The organism is Patiriisocius hiemis (assembly GCF_031846325.1).
Lineage (GTDB): Bacteria > Bacteroidota > Bacteroidia > Flavobacteriales > Flavobacteriaceae > Patiriisocius_A > Patiriisocius_A hiemis.
This window is the reverse complement of sequence record NZ_JAVRHZ010000001.1, coordinates 881,441-897,897: the sequence shown is the minus strand read 5'-3', so window position 1 is coordinate 897,897 and position 16,457 is coordinate 881,441. Positions and strand designations below refer to the sequence as shown.

9 protein-coding genes and 1 pseudogene are annotated in these 16,457 nt (G+C 32.8%); 2 read left to right on the top strand and 8 right to left on the bottom strand.

The window, feature by feature from the left end; all coding sequences use genetic code 11:
• Nucleotides 1-255 precede the first annotated feature (255 nt).
• Entirely contained in the window at nucleotides 256-3,390 is a 3,135-nt protein-coding gene (locus RM538_RS04245) for a VCBS repeat-containing protein (RefSeq protein ID WP_311332149.1), read from the top strand.
• Nucleotides 3,391-3,532: 142 nt separating this feature from the next.
• Nucleotides 3,533-4,888: a T9SS type A sorting domain-containing protein gene (locus tag RM538_RS04240; protein WP_311332148.1), complete on the top strand. Its 1,356-nt coding sequence runs from the start codon at nucleotides 3,533-3,535 to the stop codon at nucleotides 4,886-4,888.
• A gap of 93 nt (nucleotides 4,889-4,981) precedes the next feature.
• Here the strand turns inward: RM538_RS04240 and RM538_RS04235 are convergent.
• From RM538_RS04235 to RM538_RS04200, 8 genes and pseudogenes are all read right to left on the bottom strand, one after another.
• Nucleotides 4,982-5,254, bottom strand: a pseudogene (locus RM538_RS04235) (N-acetylmuramic acid 6-phosphate etherase); the annotation flags it as partial.
• A 98-nt stretch (nucleotides 5,255-5,352) separates the two neighbouring features.
• Nucleotides 5,353-5,946 carry a hypothetical protein gene (locus RM538_RS04230; RefSeq protein ID WP_311332147.1) on the bottom strand — a complete coding sequence of 198 codons (594 nt, stop codon included), beginning with the start codon at nucleotides 5,944-5,946 and terminating at the stop codon, nucleotides 5,353-5,355.
• An 85-nt stretch (nucleotides 5,947-6,031) separates the two neighbouring features.
• Nucleotides 6,032-6,769, bottom strand: coding sequence for a hypothetical protein (locus tag RM538_RS04225; RefSeq protein ID WP_311332146.1), 738 nt, complete (start codon nucleotides 6,767-6,769; stop codon nucleotides 6,032-6,034).
• An 11-nt stretch (nucleotides 6,770-6,780) separates the two neighbouring features.
• Nucleotides 6,781-7,416 (bottom strand): hypothetical protein, encoded by a 636-nt coding sequence (locus tag RM538_RS04220; RefSeq protein WP_311332145.1) that lies wholly within the window; start codon nucleotides 7,414-7,416, stop codon nucleotides 6,781-6,783.
• 13 nt (nucleotides 7,417-7,429) lie between these two features.
• The gene (locus RM538_RS04215; protein ID WP_311332144.1) at nucleotides 7,430-8,272 is read right to left on the bottom strand and encodes a DUF4412 domain-containing protein; all 843 of its coding nucleotides are present in this window, start codon (nucleotides 8,270-8,272) and stop codon (nucleotides 7,430-7,432) included.
• Between the two features lie 17 nt (nucleotides 8,273-8,289).
• Nucleotides 8,290-8,910: a hypothetical protein gene (locus RM538_RS04210; RefSeq protein ID WP_311332143.1), complete on the bottom strand. Its 621-nt coding sequence runs from the start codon at nucleotides 8,908-8,910 to the stop codon at nucleotides 8,290-8,292.
• 49 nt (nucleotides 8,911-8,959) lie between these two features.
• Nucleotides 8,960-12,130: a serine hydrolase domain-containing protein gene (locus RM538_RS04205; protein ID WP_311332142.1), complete on the bottom strand. Its 3,171-nt coding sequence runs from the start codon at nucleotides 12,128-12,130 to the stop codon at nucleotides 8,960-8,962.
• 256 nt (nucleotides 12,131-12,386) lie between these two features.
• Nucleotides 12,387-16,316, bottom strand: a complete 3,930-nt coding sequence (locus RM538_RS04200; RefSeq protein WP_311332141.1) for a hybrid sensor histidine kinase/response regulator transcription factor — start codon at nucleotides 16,314-16,316, stop codon at nucleotides 12,387-12,389.
• Nucleotides 16,317-16,457: the final 141 nt, after the last annotated feature.

Below are 16,457 nucleotides of genomic sequence, written 5' to 3'. Positions count from 1 at the left end.
TGCAACATATTTTTAAATATTTTATTAGTTTCATTTATTGTTTAGTATTAGAAAATTAATATCTTTCCATTTAAAATTTGTAAGCCTTTTATTATGAGCTCTTTTCCAGTAAGACTTTTGTTTATTTTACTATATTTTTCATTTTTATCTTGCAATGAAAATAATTCTTCTAAAAATTCTAGTTCGAATAAAAATATAGGTCCTTTATTTACCAAAATTGATAAGTCTCAATCAAATCTTTCTTTTAAAAATGTTTTGAAACAAGATTTAAATTTTAATTTTTTAAACTATCCATATATATATACTGGAGCCGGTGTCGCTGTAGGTGATATTAACAATGATGGTCTTGATGATATTTATGTGGTCTCAAACTTTGAGGATAACAAGCTATACCTTAATAAAGGTAATTTAGAGTTTGAGGATATTACTAATATTTCAAAAACAAATGACGCAGCCGGCTTTTCTACTGGAGTTGCCATGTTAGATGTAAATAATGATGGTTATTTGGATATTTATGTTTGTAAAGCTGGGTCGTTAGGAAATGATGCTGGTAGAAGAAACTTACTTTTTGTAAATAATAAAGATAATACTTTTACCGAATCAGGGAAAAAATGGGGTATAGATGATCCTGGATATACCACTCAAGCCTATAGTATAGACTATGATAAAGATGGAGACTTGGATTTGTATGTAGTAAATTATAGATATGATTTTAAAAATAATTCTAAGATTAATAGTCAAATTCAAAGAGCTAAGGAAGAAGTAACTAGTGACCAGTTATATAGAAATGATGGTAATAGTTTTGTTAAAGTTACTGGTGAAGCAGGTTTATATAACAAAGCTTGGGGCTTAAGCGCTTCAATTGGAGATTTTAATGATGATGGATGGGATGATATTTATGTGGCAAATGATTTTTTAGAGCCAGACTTTCTCTACATGAATAAAAAAGATGGCACTTTTGAGAATAAAGCTTTAGAAGTTTTCAAGCACATTTCATTTAATAGTATGGGCTCAGATTTTGAAGATATTAATAATGATCTTAATCCAGATTTATTTACTGTTGATATGCTTGCAGAGAGTTATGCTAGAAGTAAAGAAAATATGGCTTCTATGAGTATTGAAGGTTTTAGGTCTATGGTTAAAGTTGGTTACCACCATGCTTACATGGCAAATATGTTACAAATTAATTCTGGAAATGGTGTCTTTCAAGAAACTGGTCAATTAAGTGGTTTAATGAAAACGGATTGGAGCTGGACTCCTTTAATAGCAGATTTTGATAATGATGGACTCAAAGACATTTTTGTAACAAATGGAATTATTAAGGATTATACTAATCAAGACTTCAGAAATGCTTTAAAAATTAAAAATCAAAATAATGAATCTTTAACCCTTGAAGAGGTAAATGCAATGTTACCTTCAGAAAAACTTTCAAATTATATTTTTAAGAATAATGGTGATATTACTTTCACAAAAATGCAAGACGAATGGGGCTTAGATGACCCAAATTTTTCTAACGGTGCTGCTTATTCAGATTTTGATAACGATGGAGATTTAGATTTGGTTGTAAATAATCATGATGATTTTTTAAGTTTATATAGAAATAACTCTAACAAAAATTATATTTCAGTTAAACTTGAAGGGCCAATGAAGAATAAACTTTCTATTGGAAGTAAAGTAACTGTTTTTACAGATTCGATAACACAAACTAGAAGGTTGTTTACATCTAGGGGTTATGAGTCCTCTGTAACTAATGTTCTTCATTTTGGACTAGGTGATGAAGATCAAATTAAAAAAATAGTTGTAGAATGGCCAAACGAAACTTATTCTACTATTGAGAATATTGAAAGTAACCAAACGGTAACCCTTGCTTTTGATGAGTCTAAAAAAATGGCAACTACAGCTAATAGTAATCAGAATTTTAAAGTTTCTATAGACCCATCTAGTTTAGGTTTTAACTATATGCATAAAGAGAGTGACTTTGATGACTATTTAAATCAGTTACTTTTACCACAAAAACAATCTACTAAAGGTTCATCTATTGAGATAGGTGATATAAATGGTGATAATATTGATGATATTTTTATTGGTAATGCTGCAGGTTCAGAAGCTGCTACTTATATTCAAAATGCAGACGGTTCTTTTACATCTGTAAATAAAAACCTTTGGAAAGTAGAGTCTATCTATGAAGATTCTGAGGCCGTCTTTTTTGATTTTGATAATGATGAGGATTTAGATTTATATGTTGCTAGTATTGGTTATGAGTTTAATGAGGGAAGTAGCTTATTAGAGGATCGACTTTATATAAATGATGGCTCAGGGAACTTCAAAAAATCAAAAAATATTCTTCCTGTAATAAAAAGTTCTAATGGTTCCGTAACTGCTGGAGATTTTGATAATGATGGAGATAAAGATTTATTTATTGGAGGTTCATCAATTCCATCAAAATACCCTTTAGCCTCACCTTCTTATATTTTAATTAACGAAAATAAACAGTTTATTAAATATAACGATGAGAATGAAATTCTATCCAATCTTGGTCTAATAACAAGCTCAGAGTTTATAGATATTGATAATGATAATGACTTAGATTTGCTAGTTGTAGGGGAGTGGAATTCACCTAAAGTTTTGGAGAATAATAAAAATGAGTTTCAAATAAAAGATGATAATACCCTTAGTAACAATAGTGGTTGGTGGTTCTCTCATATTGCTGGAGACTTTAATAATGACGGTTCAATAGATATAATTGCAGGTAATATTGGAGAAAACAACAAATTTCACCCTAAAAAAGATAAACCGATCTTTATTTACGCTAAAGATTTTGATAATAACGGGAGTTTTGATGTAGCATTAAGTAAGATTAATAATGGTACAGAGGTACCTGTAAGAGGGAAGGAGTGTAGTTCTCAACAAAACCCATATTTGTTAGATAAAATAGATACCTATAAACAATTTGCTAACCTTGGAATTGAAGATGTTTATGGGAAATCACAAATGGAAGATGCTTTTAAGCTAAAGGTTACAAATTTTTCAAGTACTTATTTTAAAAGCAATAATAGTGGAACTTATGAAGCACATTCATTACCAATTTTAACTCAGCTAGGACCAACCATGTCTTTTGAAACTTTTGATGTAAATAATGATGGGTACTTAGATATAATAGGAGTAGGAGGACTATATGATGCGGAAGTAGAAACCATAAGATATGATGGGAATTGGGGATATGTACTCATAAATGATGGTAGTGGTAATTTTACTGTAAGTAAAGATTATAAGCCGTTTATTGCGAGTGATGCAAGAGATATAAAAACAATTAATATAGGAGGAAAGCCACATTTCGTAGTTTTATCTAATAATAAAGAACTCGACATCTTTAAGTTTTCAAAATCCTAAAACAAGTATAGGTTTTAAGTAGCCAAAGAATTTATTATAGTAACTATATAAGTCCAACTAGTTTTATAATAAGGATTTATAATAATATGTAAACATAAATTTTACTATATTACTGAGGTCTAACCTTTATAAATTCTTAATTATGAAAAAAATTACTCTTCTATTTTGTGCATTCTTTGCCTTACTATTTACTACATCAACTAGCTTCTCTCAAGAACAGGAAGTAATAGCTGTAATACAAGAACCATTTGTAGTATTACTTGATCCTGCAGACGGATCGGTATTAGATAATCAATTCATCGATTTAACACCCTTAAATCCAGCGACTCCAAAAGATCTTTTACAAGTTGATGATGAACTATGGATATCGGACCAATTAGAAGACAGAATTGATAGATTTGATTTAGATGGGACTTTTTTAAGTACTATAAATACTGACCTTGACAATATTAAAGGTATGGCTGTTGTTGATGATGAAGTATGGGTAACTAACGCTGGCTCTAATAATGGAGCACCAGGAGATGCTATAATACGTTTCGATTTTGATGGAGTAAACCTTGGATTTTATGATACTGGCGGAGACTCTTCTTTTGATATTATTGACATTGGTAATAATGAGGTTTATATATCTTATATTGGGCCAAACACAAAAATAGAACGTAGAGACTATAGCGGAAATATATTAGGAAATATTGTTGGCCCTGGTGTTGTCACTTTTATTCAACAAATTGAAGTTAATACTACCAATAACTCTGTTTACTCAGCTGTATTTAGTAATAATGGCTCTAATACTGCAGGACTATATGAATTTTCTATAGCAGATGGTTCTATTTTAGATAGTTTTATGATAGGTTCCTTACGAGGGGTTGCTCAATTAGATGATGGAAATATATTGGTATCTGCTGGGAGTAATTTTGGAATACAAATTCTAGACCCGTCTAATGGTAGTACAACTGTTGTTAATTCTACAGAAAGTGCACAGTATTTTAGTAAAATAATAACATGTGTTGCTCCTACTACTCCTACTGGTGATGCAACTCAAGAGTTTCAAGGAGGAGCGACCCTTGAAGATATTGTTGTTAGCCCATCTAATGTGACTTGGTTTGCTACTGAAACAGATGCAATGAATAACGAAAGTCCATTACCAAACACAACGCCTCTAGTTAATGGTGAAACATATTATGCAGTAAATATTATTGACTCTTGTTTAAGTGAGCCTTTTGCAGTAACAGTAACTGTCACTTTAGGGGTTGAAGAGTTTAATCAAAATTCCATACTAGTATTCCCCAATCCAACTCAAGGACTGCTTACTATACAAGCAAATACTCCTTTAAGTCAACTAGTAATTACCAATATTGTTGGGCAAGTAATACAAGAGAAAGATATAAGTAACAATCAATTTGTAATTGATTTAAGAAATTATAGGAGTGGTATTTATTTCTTGAACTTGACAGATGACTCTGGAGCTGTTGTAACAAAGAAAATTATCAGAAAATAACTTTATTTAAAAAAATAAGTGCTGGCTACTATCAATGGTATTGATATGGCCAGCATTTTTATTCCTTTTAATAACAATTTAGTATTAGTATGTTTAGTCATTTTTATAGCTATTAATAACATTTCTTACGCTTCCGTCTTTTTTAAGTAGAAATTCAGCTTCATCTTCTTTTATACCCAACGCTTCCATCACCATTCGAGTACCGCGGTCAACCAATTTGTTATTGCTAAGTTGCATTTCCACCATTTTGTTCCCTTTTGCCTTTCCTAATTGAATCATAGCGGTTGTGGATAGCATATTTAACACTAACTTTTGAGCAGTACCAGCTTTCATTCTAGAACTACCAGTTACAAATTCTGGACTGACATGCTGGAATGCCTATAACCAAATCTTTTTTTGAAATGTTCAATTGTATTAATAAGTTACTTTAAAAGGTGTATCTATAATAGTTCATTTGCAAAGATTTATAAGTTCTTTAATTTGTTTAAGTTTAGTTGCTCAATAATTTGTTCTAATGCTTCCCGAGGCACTTTGTGGGTTTCGAGCGTTACACCAAAGCGCATATCATACAAAAATGAAACCCGATAGAATTCATCCTTCTTTACATACGTTTCCAATACTTTCAAGCCATTTTTTTCGTACGTTTTCTCATGCCCTGAAGATTTAACAGAATTAAGTTCTAACGTTTGTGCCATATAATGGGTATTGATTGCAAGTAACCCATCTTTACTAGCGCCATCAACAATAGAGACTTCTATTTTCTTGTTAGTTCCATCGGTATAAATTGCACCAGCCGAGGCGATATCATTTTGTGAAATGCGGCTTTTTGTAAATTCTATTCGTTTTAGACCTCCTAGAGTAGTTGGTAGTATACTTTGAAGCTGCTTTTCTGAAGCTGGGGAAGTTGCTTCTAAACGTTCTCTAAAATCTTTAGTCTTAGGTTTTTCTTTAACCATCTCGGTGACTTCTTTGATTGTTTCTTTCTCTTTTTTGGTCTTTGTGTTGCACCCAAAAAAGAGAAATAAGAACAGTATCGTTAAAAAATAAGGTAATTTCATAGGGTTTGGTTTAGATTAATTTTTTTATGAATTAATATATTTATTGAAGTGGATATTAAACTTTTATATTTAACGATGACCAGAGCTATTTGCAAGGGAGGGCACTCATGTTAGCACCAATTTCAATCGATTTTGCTAATGCCGAAACGGGGTTGTATTCTTCAACTAAATATGAAAGGAGTTTAAGTATATATGATATTCTATCGCCATTATCCCAACTTTCATCATCTATACCATCCGAAAAGGTATCGTATGTAGTTATAGCGGAACCTACAGTCATTATAAAGTCTCTTTCTAATTTAGAAGTCCCTTTAGGAATTTTACAAGAGTCAAGATTTGGACCATATTCTTCGATGCAATCAATAGCTAGGTTTTTTAATTCTATATAATCACGTATTAATTCGAGTAATTCTGAACTATTCGATTCATCTAACAGTTCAGTTAGGGAGTCAAAGCAATATCCAATACCCGTGTAGGAAGCCTTTACCATAAGTTGCATACCATATAAATCATATTTTTTTTTACAATTTCCTGCATTCTGAATTTTAGCTTCTAAACCTTGATCAAGTGAAGCTAATTTTAGAATCAAATAAATACATTTTAACTCTGAAGAATATTTATCGAGTCCATTTATACCTGCAAGAATTTCTTTAAGTTCATTTTTAAATTCTTTCATGGAAGCTGTTTCGGCGGCATCTTGTTGTGCATCTCCTACTTTTTCTTGAACTTCTTCCATGATATCACCAAGTAATCCTTCAAGTTGAGCGTAGGAAGAAGTTGTAGATAGAAATAAGGCCGTAATAAGTATGTATATTGTTTTCATATCATTAAATTTTAGATTTTTGGAAGTGCGTTAAAATGAAATTGACTTGCATATTCCCAAAGCGATTTTTCAGTTATATTTTGCGTTTCGATTTTAACAATAAATCGATCCTTATTTGTAAACTGTAAAAAATAAGTGTCGTCTTGCTCGTTATATTTTTGAATGTAAACTGTCCCGTTCTTAGTAATTGTTTTTTGAAACCCCTCGTCTGTTGAAGTTGCACGAGTAATGCGTTCTAAATCTAGAAAAGGGGCAATGGCCATACTTCCCATAGGACCTGCTCCATCCATAAGAGTGATATCTAATTGTTCACTAGTATTCAAACTTTTAAACCTTGCTATTGTTACAAAGGTGAATGACGCTGGCATTGCATTGGTTTTATAGTTAACACGATGTAAGTTGCCCAACTTATCTGGCATCCATGCATCCATATCAGTACTGCTTAAAGGTGTAAGTTTTTTAAGTTTTTCTGTTATTGGGTTTTGCTTAGCTTGTATTTCATCTAAGACTTCCTCTAAAATTTCCTCTGTGATGTATGGTTCTTTTTCAGACTCTTTTACTCTTGAATTCTTCTTTTCGCCACAACCGCTATTTAATAGAATAGTTAGGCTAAAAAAGAGCGCAAGATTTAGTTTTATATAGTTCATAGTATACTAGGTTTTACATTCCAGAGTTGTAATCTTTTTTATGAAGCACTACCAATTGTTCTTTGAGTTCTGTACAAACCATGTGCATGTTTTCTTTTTTCTTTTTACGGCTTTCATATGTAATTTCGAGTACTAAAGAATTTTCATCAAGCGGTAGTTCTTGATCTTTTGTCTTTTTTGGTAATGAACTGAAATTTGCATAGATGCCATTCAAACTAACTGGGGCATCATTAGTCACCCAGAACTTGGCAACTCCCTCATCAGAGGTTACCTGATAACCTTGGCATTGGTACCCTAAAATTGTTTTTCCTTGGATAGGTATGATGTCTACATTTTCATTATTTTCAGGAATAATTTTTTTACCAAACTTTTTTTCTGTCTTCTTAAGGTTTGGCATTCTCATTTTTATAGCCATTTTCTGCCCATTGTTATCCATATAGGTGACCATCATATTCTTTTTTAGATCATACACAACAATTTGGTTGGCATCTGGATTGTCCATTTTATTTCCAAAATAAGCCGTGTCTGGTTCTAGGAGATATTGTAGTGCATTGGAATCTTTACCGCTAGTTAACGCATAGGTTAACCTATAAGAGAATTTATAGGTGTCTGGGACACCTTCGAGTCCGCCACCAAAGAAATCACCTATTTTGATTTCGGTGGCTTGGCGCTCTTCGGCAGTTGGCGTATTGGTAACTGTAGTATCTATAGTACCTTGGTTATTTGTGTCTTCAGTTTGTTCACCGCCAGTTACTTGATTTATTTTCTCTTTGATTTTTTTAAAGATTTGCGCTTCTGCCTTTGGTATTGCAAACAGTACACAAAGCAACATTGGTATTAAGTATCTTTTTTTCATGGTTTTTAATTTTTAGTTTATTCTAATAACCCTTGAAAAGGGAATGAATCTAAAATTCTATAGACGTTTTCTTGCTCTAAATTTTGCGTGCTTACAGTAATAGCCAGTCGGTCTTTGTATAAGAAATCAATTGCGAATTGGTTAAGTGGTTTTACGAATACAGACTTTCCGCTTCTTCCATCTTTGTTGAAATGGTGTGTAATACTTGTATCGTCTTCATGATTATCTTTTGGTTTTTTATATCGTGCATATTTTTTATAGATTTTTACTGCACTTTTTCCTGCACAATCGGTAATCGAGAGGGTAAATGTTTTATTGTTGCTTCCTTCATAAAATGCACTAGCTCCATTGGCTTCAATACCTTTGAGGGTGCCTTTCTGACTCGATTTTTGGTTTAGATTTTGAATGGTTTTCGGAAACCAGTTTTGTAGTTCTTCATCACTTAACGGTTTGGTTTCTAATAGTTTTTTTTGAGTAGCATTTTTTTCATTTGTATTGCTTTTAACTACTTGATTAGGGTTTGGTTTTTCAACGGTAGTTATGGATTCACTTTCAGGGATGCTCTTATTTTGTTTTGTATTATTACACCCCCAAATAAAAAGTAGGAATACGAGTGAAAGAAGGTTTAATGTTTTCATTTTTTTATTTAAAATTTATCTATAGCGTTCTAGAGTTGTTTTACTATTATTACTTCACATGGGTATAGATTCGATCGAAATCGATTAGTTCGTACCCGTTTTTTCTATTGTCTTCATGCACATCCATAAAACTGCAGAAATCAAGTGCTGGTTGTTTAGCAGTGTCATAGCTAGTGAGCATATCGGTGTTTGAAGGCTCCCAAATGCTTATAACAAAACGTGCTTTGGGATTGTCGCCCCGAAGAAACATGTCCACGTCTAGTAATTTGCCGTAAGAAGCGTAACTACCTGCTTGAATTCCTTCCATAAATTTGGTAGGTGTCTCAATCAATAAAATGTTGCCCGTCCCTTTTACAAAAAGGCCTGTGAATATAGTCTGTTCAAGATTTGGGTGTCCCTCTACATCAATTATTTTTAGATTATTGGATTTGTAGTCTGTTACCAGTTGCAAAAATTCACTTTGTGTTTTCCAAGACTCTAATGTGGATAAGGGGGCACCTTTTTCAAATAATGCATTTAATGAGCTATTGAGCATCAAATCGTCAGAGCTAGGATCAAATAGGCCATACTCTACATCAACGATTTCGAGGTTTTGAGATCTAAACCGATTAACCTCTTGTCTCATTTCAGCGTAACCTTTACCAGTAACTAAAACTTGAACTTTTCTACCTTTTTTAAATACACCATCGTAGATTTGTTTATGGTCATCGGTAATGTGAATTTCAAAATCATCAAGGTGGTAACCATAGTCCCGCATAATTTTTATTTCATCTCGAAACTCTGCTAACTCCAGTCCAGTTCTAATAATTTGTTCATTACCAGTTTTCCTCCAAACACCAATAAATAAATCTTTACCGTTTTTCATACCCCTACGACACTTATCCATTGGTTCTTTTTCTGAACTGTACAGTCCGGGGCGAATTTTCAAATCTTCAACTAGATTTCTAGCCATTCTTTCTAGGACTGCTTGAGTAAAAGGGGCTAATATTGCGATACCAGTTTGGTCACTAGGAAAAAAATATAAATAGGCTCTACTTACCTTATTGGTGCCACCATGGAATACTCTAGTATCATTACCCGTTCCAGCGCGATTTAAGCCAAATCCATATCCTCTAAACACATTGCTATTTTTCCAAAGGGCGTCTTTTTCTTTAATGAGTTCACCTCTACTGAGCGCTCTTGTATAAGTGGCTAAATCACAAATAGTAGATTCCCAACCACCTGATGGAAGTACATCGTCATAATCATTAAGTGGTGAATTAGAGAAAACTCCATCGTCTAAAACCTGATATCCATATCTGTTCTTTGCCCCATTTGCCTCATCAAAATTCTTTAGACCTAATCGAACTGAGATATGCTTTTTCACCCAACTATCGTATCCATAATGAATTTTAGAATCGATCATAGCACCTGCTAAGTTAAATCCATAGGAGGAATACAGATAATCTTTTCCAGGGTCGAAATCTAGAACTGATTTGTTAAATTGTGATACTGAACTTTTTGCATTGTATCCCCCATTGATTAATGGTGTGTACTCGTCATTATTTGCAAATTGTACAGTTTTGTTTTTGTAGGTTGTTACTTGAGAATCATCTTTTCCTTTTCCATAATGCTGTATTCCACTACTATTGTTAAGTAAATTACGTAAGGTGATATTGGCGTAGCGATCTTCGGTGAGCTTTTTCCCATTTAGATCTTTAACCTCAACACTGTTGGGCCAGTAGGAGAGAAGTTGAGAGGGTCTGTCTGATAATTTTAACCTGCCTTCTTCTACCATTTGCATTGCCGCTACAGCTGTAACAGACTTCGATATAGATGCCCATTGTAATTTTGTGTTTAGTGTTAGCGGATGGTTTAAGCGCATTTTGCCATAAGCTTTCATGTGGATTATTGAATCTCCTTTAAAAACACAAACTAGCGCTCCTGGTATATTTTGATTCATCATTTCTAATTTAATACTCCTATCTGCTATGGGATTTATTACCTCTTCACATTTAAAAGGATTAGTTTCATAATCGCTTTGGGGTAGTGTTCCTCCAGAGTTTGATCCACTCGTACCTGTGCCTGTGCCGCCAGCATCTCCTGAGTTTCCTTGTCCACTAGTGCCTGTACCATCATTCGGATCTCCACCCGTATTTGTACCATCGTTTCCCGAACCACCAGTATTTCCAGTATCTGTAACTGTAGGGTCAGTAGTCTCCTCTGTACCACCCGTCCCTGTAGTGCCGCCAGTAGTGCCTGGTTCAATATCAGTTTGTATAAGGCGTTGAGAACTTGAGTTTGCAGGGGTTGCAATAGAATTCCTTGAACTGTAATATTTTCCTAATGCTATGGGGTAGTATTCTAAGTCTTGTGGACCTTTACCAGATTTTGGTCGATACGCTTCAATATTTTCTGGTACATAAATTTGGGTAACTGTTTGACTGTAGCCAATTGGTCTATATCGAATAAAAAATCCATTTGGATGCTTGGTCCATCGCCCAACCTCAAAACCTTCTACAACAGGTTCGATACCTGCACGCATGGCTATTTCTTCATATTCAGAATAATCACCAATGCCTTGATAAAGTTTTTTGCGTATTTCGTTTTCAGCATCAAGAATACTTCGAATTGTTTCATTTTTACGAGCAACTTTATTAATTTCTGAAGTGACATAACTTTCTAATGCTCCTTTGCTCAAACGAGCAATCTGTTTTGGTGTTAAAAGCTTAAGAGCTGTTATTTTTATTGGACCCTTCATTTTTTGAAAGTCGGTTTTCGCAACAATTGCCCAAAAAAGTAATTGCACTTCTTTTTGTGTTAAATATGGTGATTTTTGATACCCTTCAATAATGGCTTCAAAAATATCTGCCATAGGACCTTTTAATTCAGCATAAAACCTTCCACTTCCACTATGAGGTGTGTAGGTTCCAGCTTTAATACAGAACGATTGAAAATGGCCTTCATAGAAACCAGGAGTTAAATAGAAGCCTTTTTCCCAAGTATAAGGTTGATCATGGATATTTTTATAAACAGCGTCATTACCAAAATTATCTTCAAGATATTTAGTTTTATCTACATCTTTAAAAGAAGTTGTTATTGGGTCTCTTTTTAGTTTGTCTAATGAAATCGTAGAGGCTACTGTATTTTTAACCTTTTTTATTTTATCAAATATTTGTGCATTATTAGCTTGATAAAAGAAGAGAAATGATATAAGAAATAATAAGGATTTAGCTTTCATTGTACTATTATTTTGATTTACTAATTTTTACCGATTTTAAAACTTTATTATTCAGCAGTATCTGTAATTTATATTTCCCCTTTTTTAGATGATCTATACTCAAGTATATTTTATCCTCTTTATTTTGATTTTCAGCAATACGCTTCATTAATAAATTGTTTTTAGCTGTAGTAAAAGTATACGAACGAATTACCCTCGAATACCAGAGATGTTTCAAAGGATAGAAGATATGTTTCAAGCGTTGAGAGCAGCCTAATTACAAGGCTTTAGACTGAAACTCATTTGGGGTAAAGTGATAAATTTCCTTAAAACACTTTATAAAGTAGGACGGAGTATTGAAGCCCACTTGATAAGCAATTTCCGATATAGTGGCATCGGATTTTATAAGCAATTCTTTGGCAAGTTTAAGACGCTGAGAGCGAATAAACTCACTAGTGGTCATGTTCGTTATTGCTTTTAATTTTCTATGAAGTTGTGAGCGGCTTATTTGCATAAGCTTTACAAATTGGTCACTCGTAAATTCTGGATCTGTAATATGTTTATCCAAAACAGTTTGTAAGCGTTTTAAAAATTCCACTTCTGTGGAGGTGATTGCCAGTTCTGGATTTATACTTAAGGTTTTGCTAAAATGTTTTTGAAGCTTTATTCGGTTTTCCATAAGCTTTTCTACTTTAATTTTCAACCGTTCCGTTTTAAAAGGCTTTGTGATGTAGTCATCGGCTCCAGTTTTTAGCCCTTCTATTTCATGTTCATTTTCGCTTTTAGCGGTTAACAGGATGATAGGGACATGACTTGTTCTTTCGTCCTGCTTTAAAGTATTACACAGGCTGATTCCATCTTCTATGGGCATCATAACATCACTGATGATAAGATCCGGAATGGTTTTAAATGCTTTTTCTATCCCTTGCTTTCCATTTACCGCTTCAATTATCTTATAGTTATTTTTAAAAATGGATTTTACATAGAGTCTAATATCATCGTCATCTTCTACCAATAATAAAATAGGTTTATTTTTTGATACATTCTTTTGAGATTCTATAGGCGATTCACCTTTAATTTCCTCATTTTTATTTTCAGCTACTTTGGCTGAGATGGAGCTTATTTCTGAGGAATTAAAATAAGTACGCTCTACTGGCAAGGTAACCGTAAACTGTATTTCGTCTCTATTAAGCATGTTTGCTACAATATTACCGCGAGAAAGTATGGCAAGCTCCTTCACTAATGCTAATCCAATACCAGCACCATCATTTTTCCTATCGGATTGATAATATCTATTAAATAATTTTTGAAGATCGTCCTTGGAATAAATCACACCATTATTAGTGACACTAATTACCAAATGATCTTTTTGAATAAGCGCTTCAAAACGTACAAAGCCGTTTTCTGGCGCATACTTTAAAGCGTTAGAAAGCAGGTTTAGTACAATCTTTTCAATCACATCTTTATCAAACCATACATTATTGGTTTTACTAATGCTATAAGTAAAATTTATTTGTTTTTCTTTGGCCTTGAACTTAAAAGGAGAAACAAGTTGTTTTAAAAGCAACTCAAGGTTTTCCTGAGCAACAGAGAGTTTTAAATTACCTGTCTCTAATTTTGATAGGTCTAAAATTTGATTGACCAAATTCAACAACCTTCCCGCATTCCGTTCTACCATAGTTAAAACTTCTCTGTCTTCCTTTTTTAGATCGGGTTTTGATAGTTGATTTTCTATTGGACCAGAGATTAGGGTTAAAGGTGTTCTAAATTCATGGGAAATGTTTGTGAACAATCGATTTTTAAATTCATCAAGTTTTTTGAGTCTTTCAGCTTCCTTATGTTCAAACTCTAGTTCATTCTTTATTTGCAGGCGCCATTGCAAATACCTATAGAATACATATAAACATGCTATAATCAATAAACCATAAATAATGTATGCTAAGTTTGTTGTGTACCACGGTTTTAAAATGGTAAAATGGTAAGTGGCTGGAGTTTCGTTCCATACATCATCATAATTGCTTGAAATGACTTGAAACTCATAATCATTAGGTGGTAGATTGGTATAACGTACAAAGTTTATGGTTTTAGCTTCTTGCCAGTTTTCATCATAATTAACAAGTTTATATTTAAAGTTATTTCTGTTTGGTGACGAATAATGAAGGCTGTTAAATGTAAAATTTATCGTATTCTCATGATGTTGATACGTTGCTGGTTTAAAAATAGATTGTGTTTTTTCATTTACTTCTACTTTAGTTATTATTGTAGTTGTTAGTGACGTGTTTTGTTCAATATTATTAGGGTTAAACCAATTAATACCTTTTGAGCCGCCAAAATAAAATAGATTGCGTTTTTGATCTTTTACTGCCGATCTTGTTGCAAAATAAGCAGATTGCAAACCATCTAATTGGTCATAATTTTCGACTTCTAAAGTTTTGGTATCGAATTTTGTGACCCCTTGATTAGAACTTAACCATAAATTATCACCATCAGGTAAAATTGCACATATAGTTGAGCCTGCTATTCCAGAAGATCTATCATAAACAACTTTTTCTCTTGTTTTAGGATTGAATTTAATTAATCCCGCTGTGTTTGTTGCAATCCAAATCATATCCTCAGAATCTATATACAGATATCTGGCCAAACCATCAAACTCATGATATCGTTTAATTTTATCCGTTTTTTGGTCAATTCTACACAGCCCCTTATATTTCGTGCCTATCCAAATGCCCTTGTTGCTATCTTCGGCAATTGAGTATATTAAATCACTAGACAAAGAATTAATATCCTCTGCATTGTACCTATATTGTTTTACAATACCAATTTCTGAATCAAATTGAATTAACCCACTATCTGAGCTGGAAAGCCAAACCCTTTTTTCGGAATCTTGGAAAATGTGATAAATGTATCCAACATCTAACTTAGGTTTAGAATTTCTATTAAATGTATCAATACTCCCATCTGGTTTTAAAATCTGAATTTCTGGTGTTTCATTGGCAATCCATAAATCTCTTTCAATAAATTTCAGATAAGCAATTTTATTAGAGGTTAAGCCTGAATTTTCAGTATCATAAGTCTTAAACCTGTTTTTAGTACTATCAACATTAATGATACCGTAATTATGTGTACCCATCCATAAACCACCATTATCATCAATATCAACACTCTTAACAAGACTTAGGTTTACATCATTGGGCACTCTATCGTTTGTGAGCTCATTAAACTTTTGAAGTTTTTCATCGTACAAGCAAAGGCCACCACCATCTGTTCCTATCCATATATTATTAGTTGCATCTTCATAAATTGCTATGATGCAATCATAAGGTATTGTATTTGGGTTTAGTTTATCTTGTTTGAAGTTTAAAATTTTTTGTTCCTTAAAATTAACTAGAAATAACCCTTGCCCATAAGAGCCAATCCATAAACGGTCTTTACTATCAAAAACTAAATTATGGATATATAAATTTTCTGGTAAAGGGTACTTTGGAAACCCATTAAACACCTGAAATTTATCAGTAGTCTCATTATATTTAAAAACCCTGTTTAAGTAAGTGCCTACAAAAACGCCATAGTTCTCAGAAGCTCCAATAACTGTTGTGTGAGATTCATCTACAATAGGAATTTTATATTTTATATACTTATTATCTGGTGTTATTTTGTAGATACCAGAGGTTGTAGACGCCCAAACAATATTTTTAAACTCTGCAAATTCATTGACATTAACAGGAATATCTTTCTTCTCGAGGATTTGTATGGTATCATTAGTAACATGGTTTATTTTAAAAATCCCGTTATTAGATGTCCCTACAAAGTAATTAAGGTTTTGACTTTGGTACAATACCTTAGGCATTGGTATATTGCCAACGGCTGTAAACGTTTCTTCCTTACTATTTAATTTTTCAATGATTCGTTCACCAGTAATAATCCAGGTGTTTTTCTCCCGATCGGTGTATATTTTTTTATCATAAATTATAATATCACTTTCGCTGACAAAGTTTTTAGGGAAAAACTTAATGGCTTTACCATCATATTTATTCAAACCATTAACACTAGCCATCCAGATAAAACCAAGACTATCTTGTGTAATTCCAAGAGCTCCTGACGGCATATCTTCATTATCGCCTGAAAGCTGTTTAAAACTAAACGAATTATCTCCTTGTGAATATCCTAATAAGATATTTAAAATAAAAAATATAGGAAGTAACCGCATAAAATGGATTGAATAGATATAAAATAATACTAAAATTACTGAAAAGCATCTTTTTAAACATATAATATCTGCAATAATCTACCTTATACCCATTAAATTATGGACTCGGACACAGATGGTCAAAGAGGTTTAATTTGTTTT

Excerpts from the sequence above, each read along its gene's own strand:
- RM538_RS04230 (WP_311332147.1), bottom strand. The coding sequence starts at position 5,946 with ATGAAATTACCTTATTTTTTAACGATACTGTTCTTATTTCTCTTTTTT.
- RM538_RS04220 (WP_311332145.1), bottom strand. The coding sequence starts at position 7,416 with ATGAACTATATAAAACTAAATCTTGCGCTCTTTTTTAGCCTAACTATT.
- RM538_RS04225 (WP_311332146.1), bottom strand. The coding sequence starts at position 6,769 with ATGAAAACAATATACATACTTATTACGGCCTTATTTCTATCTACAACT.
- RM538_RS04215 (WP_311332144.1), bottom strand. The coding sequence starts at position 8,272 with ATGAAAAAAAGATACTTAATACCAATGTTGCTTTGTGTACTGTTTGCA.
- RM538_RS04210 (WP_311332143.1), bottom strand. The coding sequence starts at position 8,910 with ATGAAAACATTAAACCTTCTTTCACTCGTATTCCTACTTTTTATTTGG.
- RM538_RS04200 (WP_311332141.1), bottom strand. The coding sequence starts at position 16,316 with ATGCGGTTACTTCCTATATTTTTTATTTTAAATATCTTATTAGGATAT.
- RM538_RS04205 (WP_311332142.1), bottom strand. The coding sequence starts at position 12,130 with ATGAAAGCTAAATCCTTATTATTTCTTATATCATTTCTCTTCTTTTAT.
- RM538_RS04240 (WP_311332148.1), top strand. The coding sequence starts at position 3,533 with ATGAAAAAAATTACTCTTCTATTTTGTGCATTCTTTGCCTTACTATTT.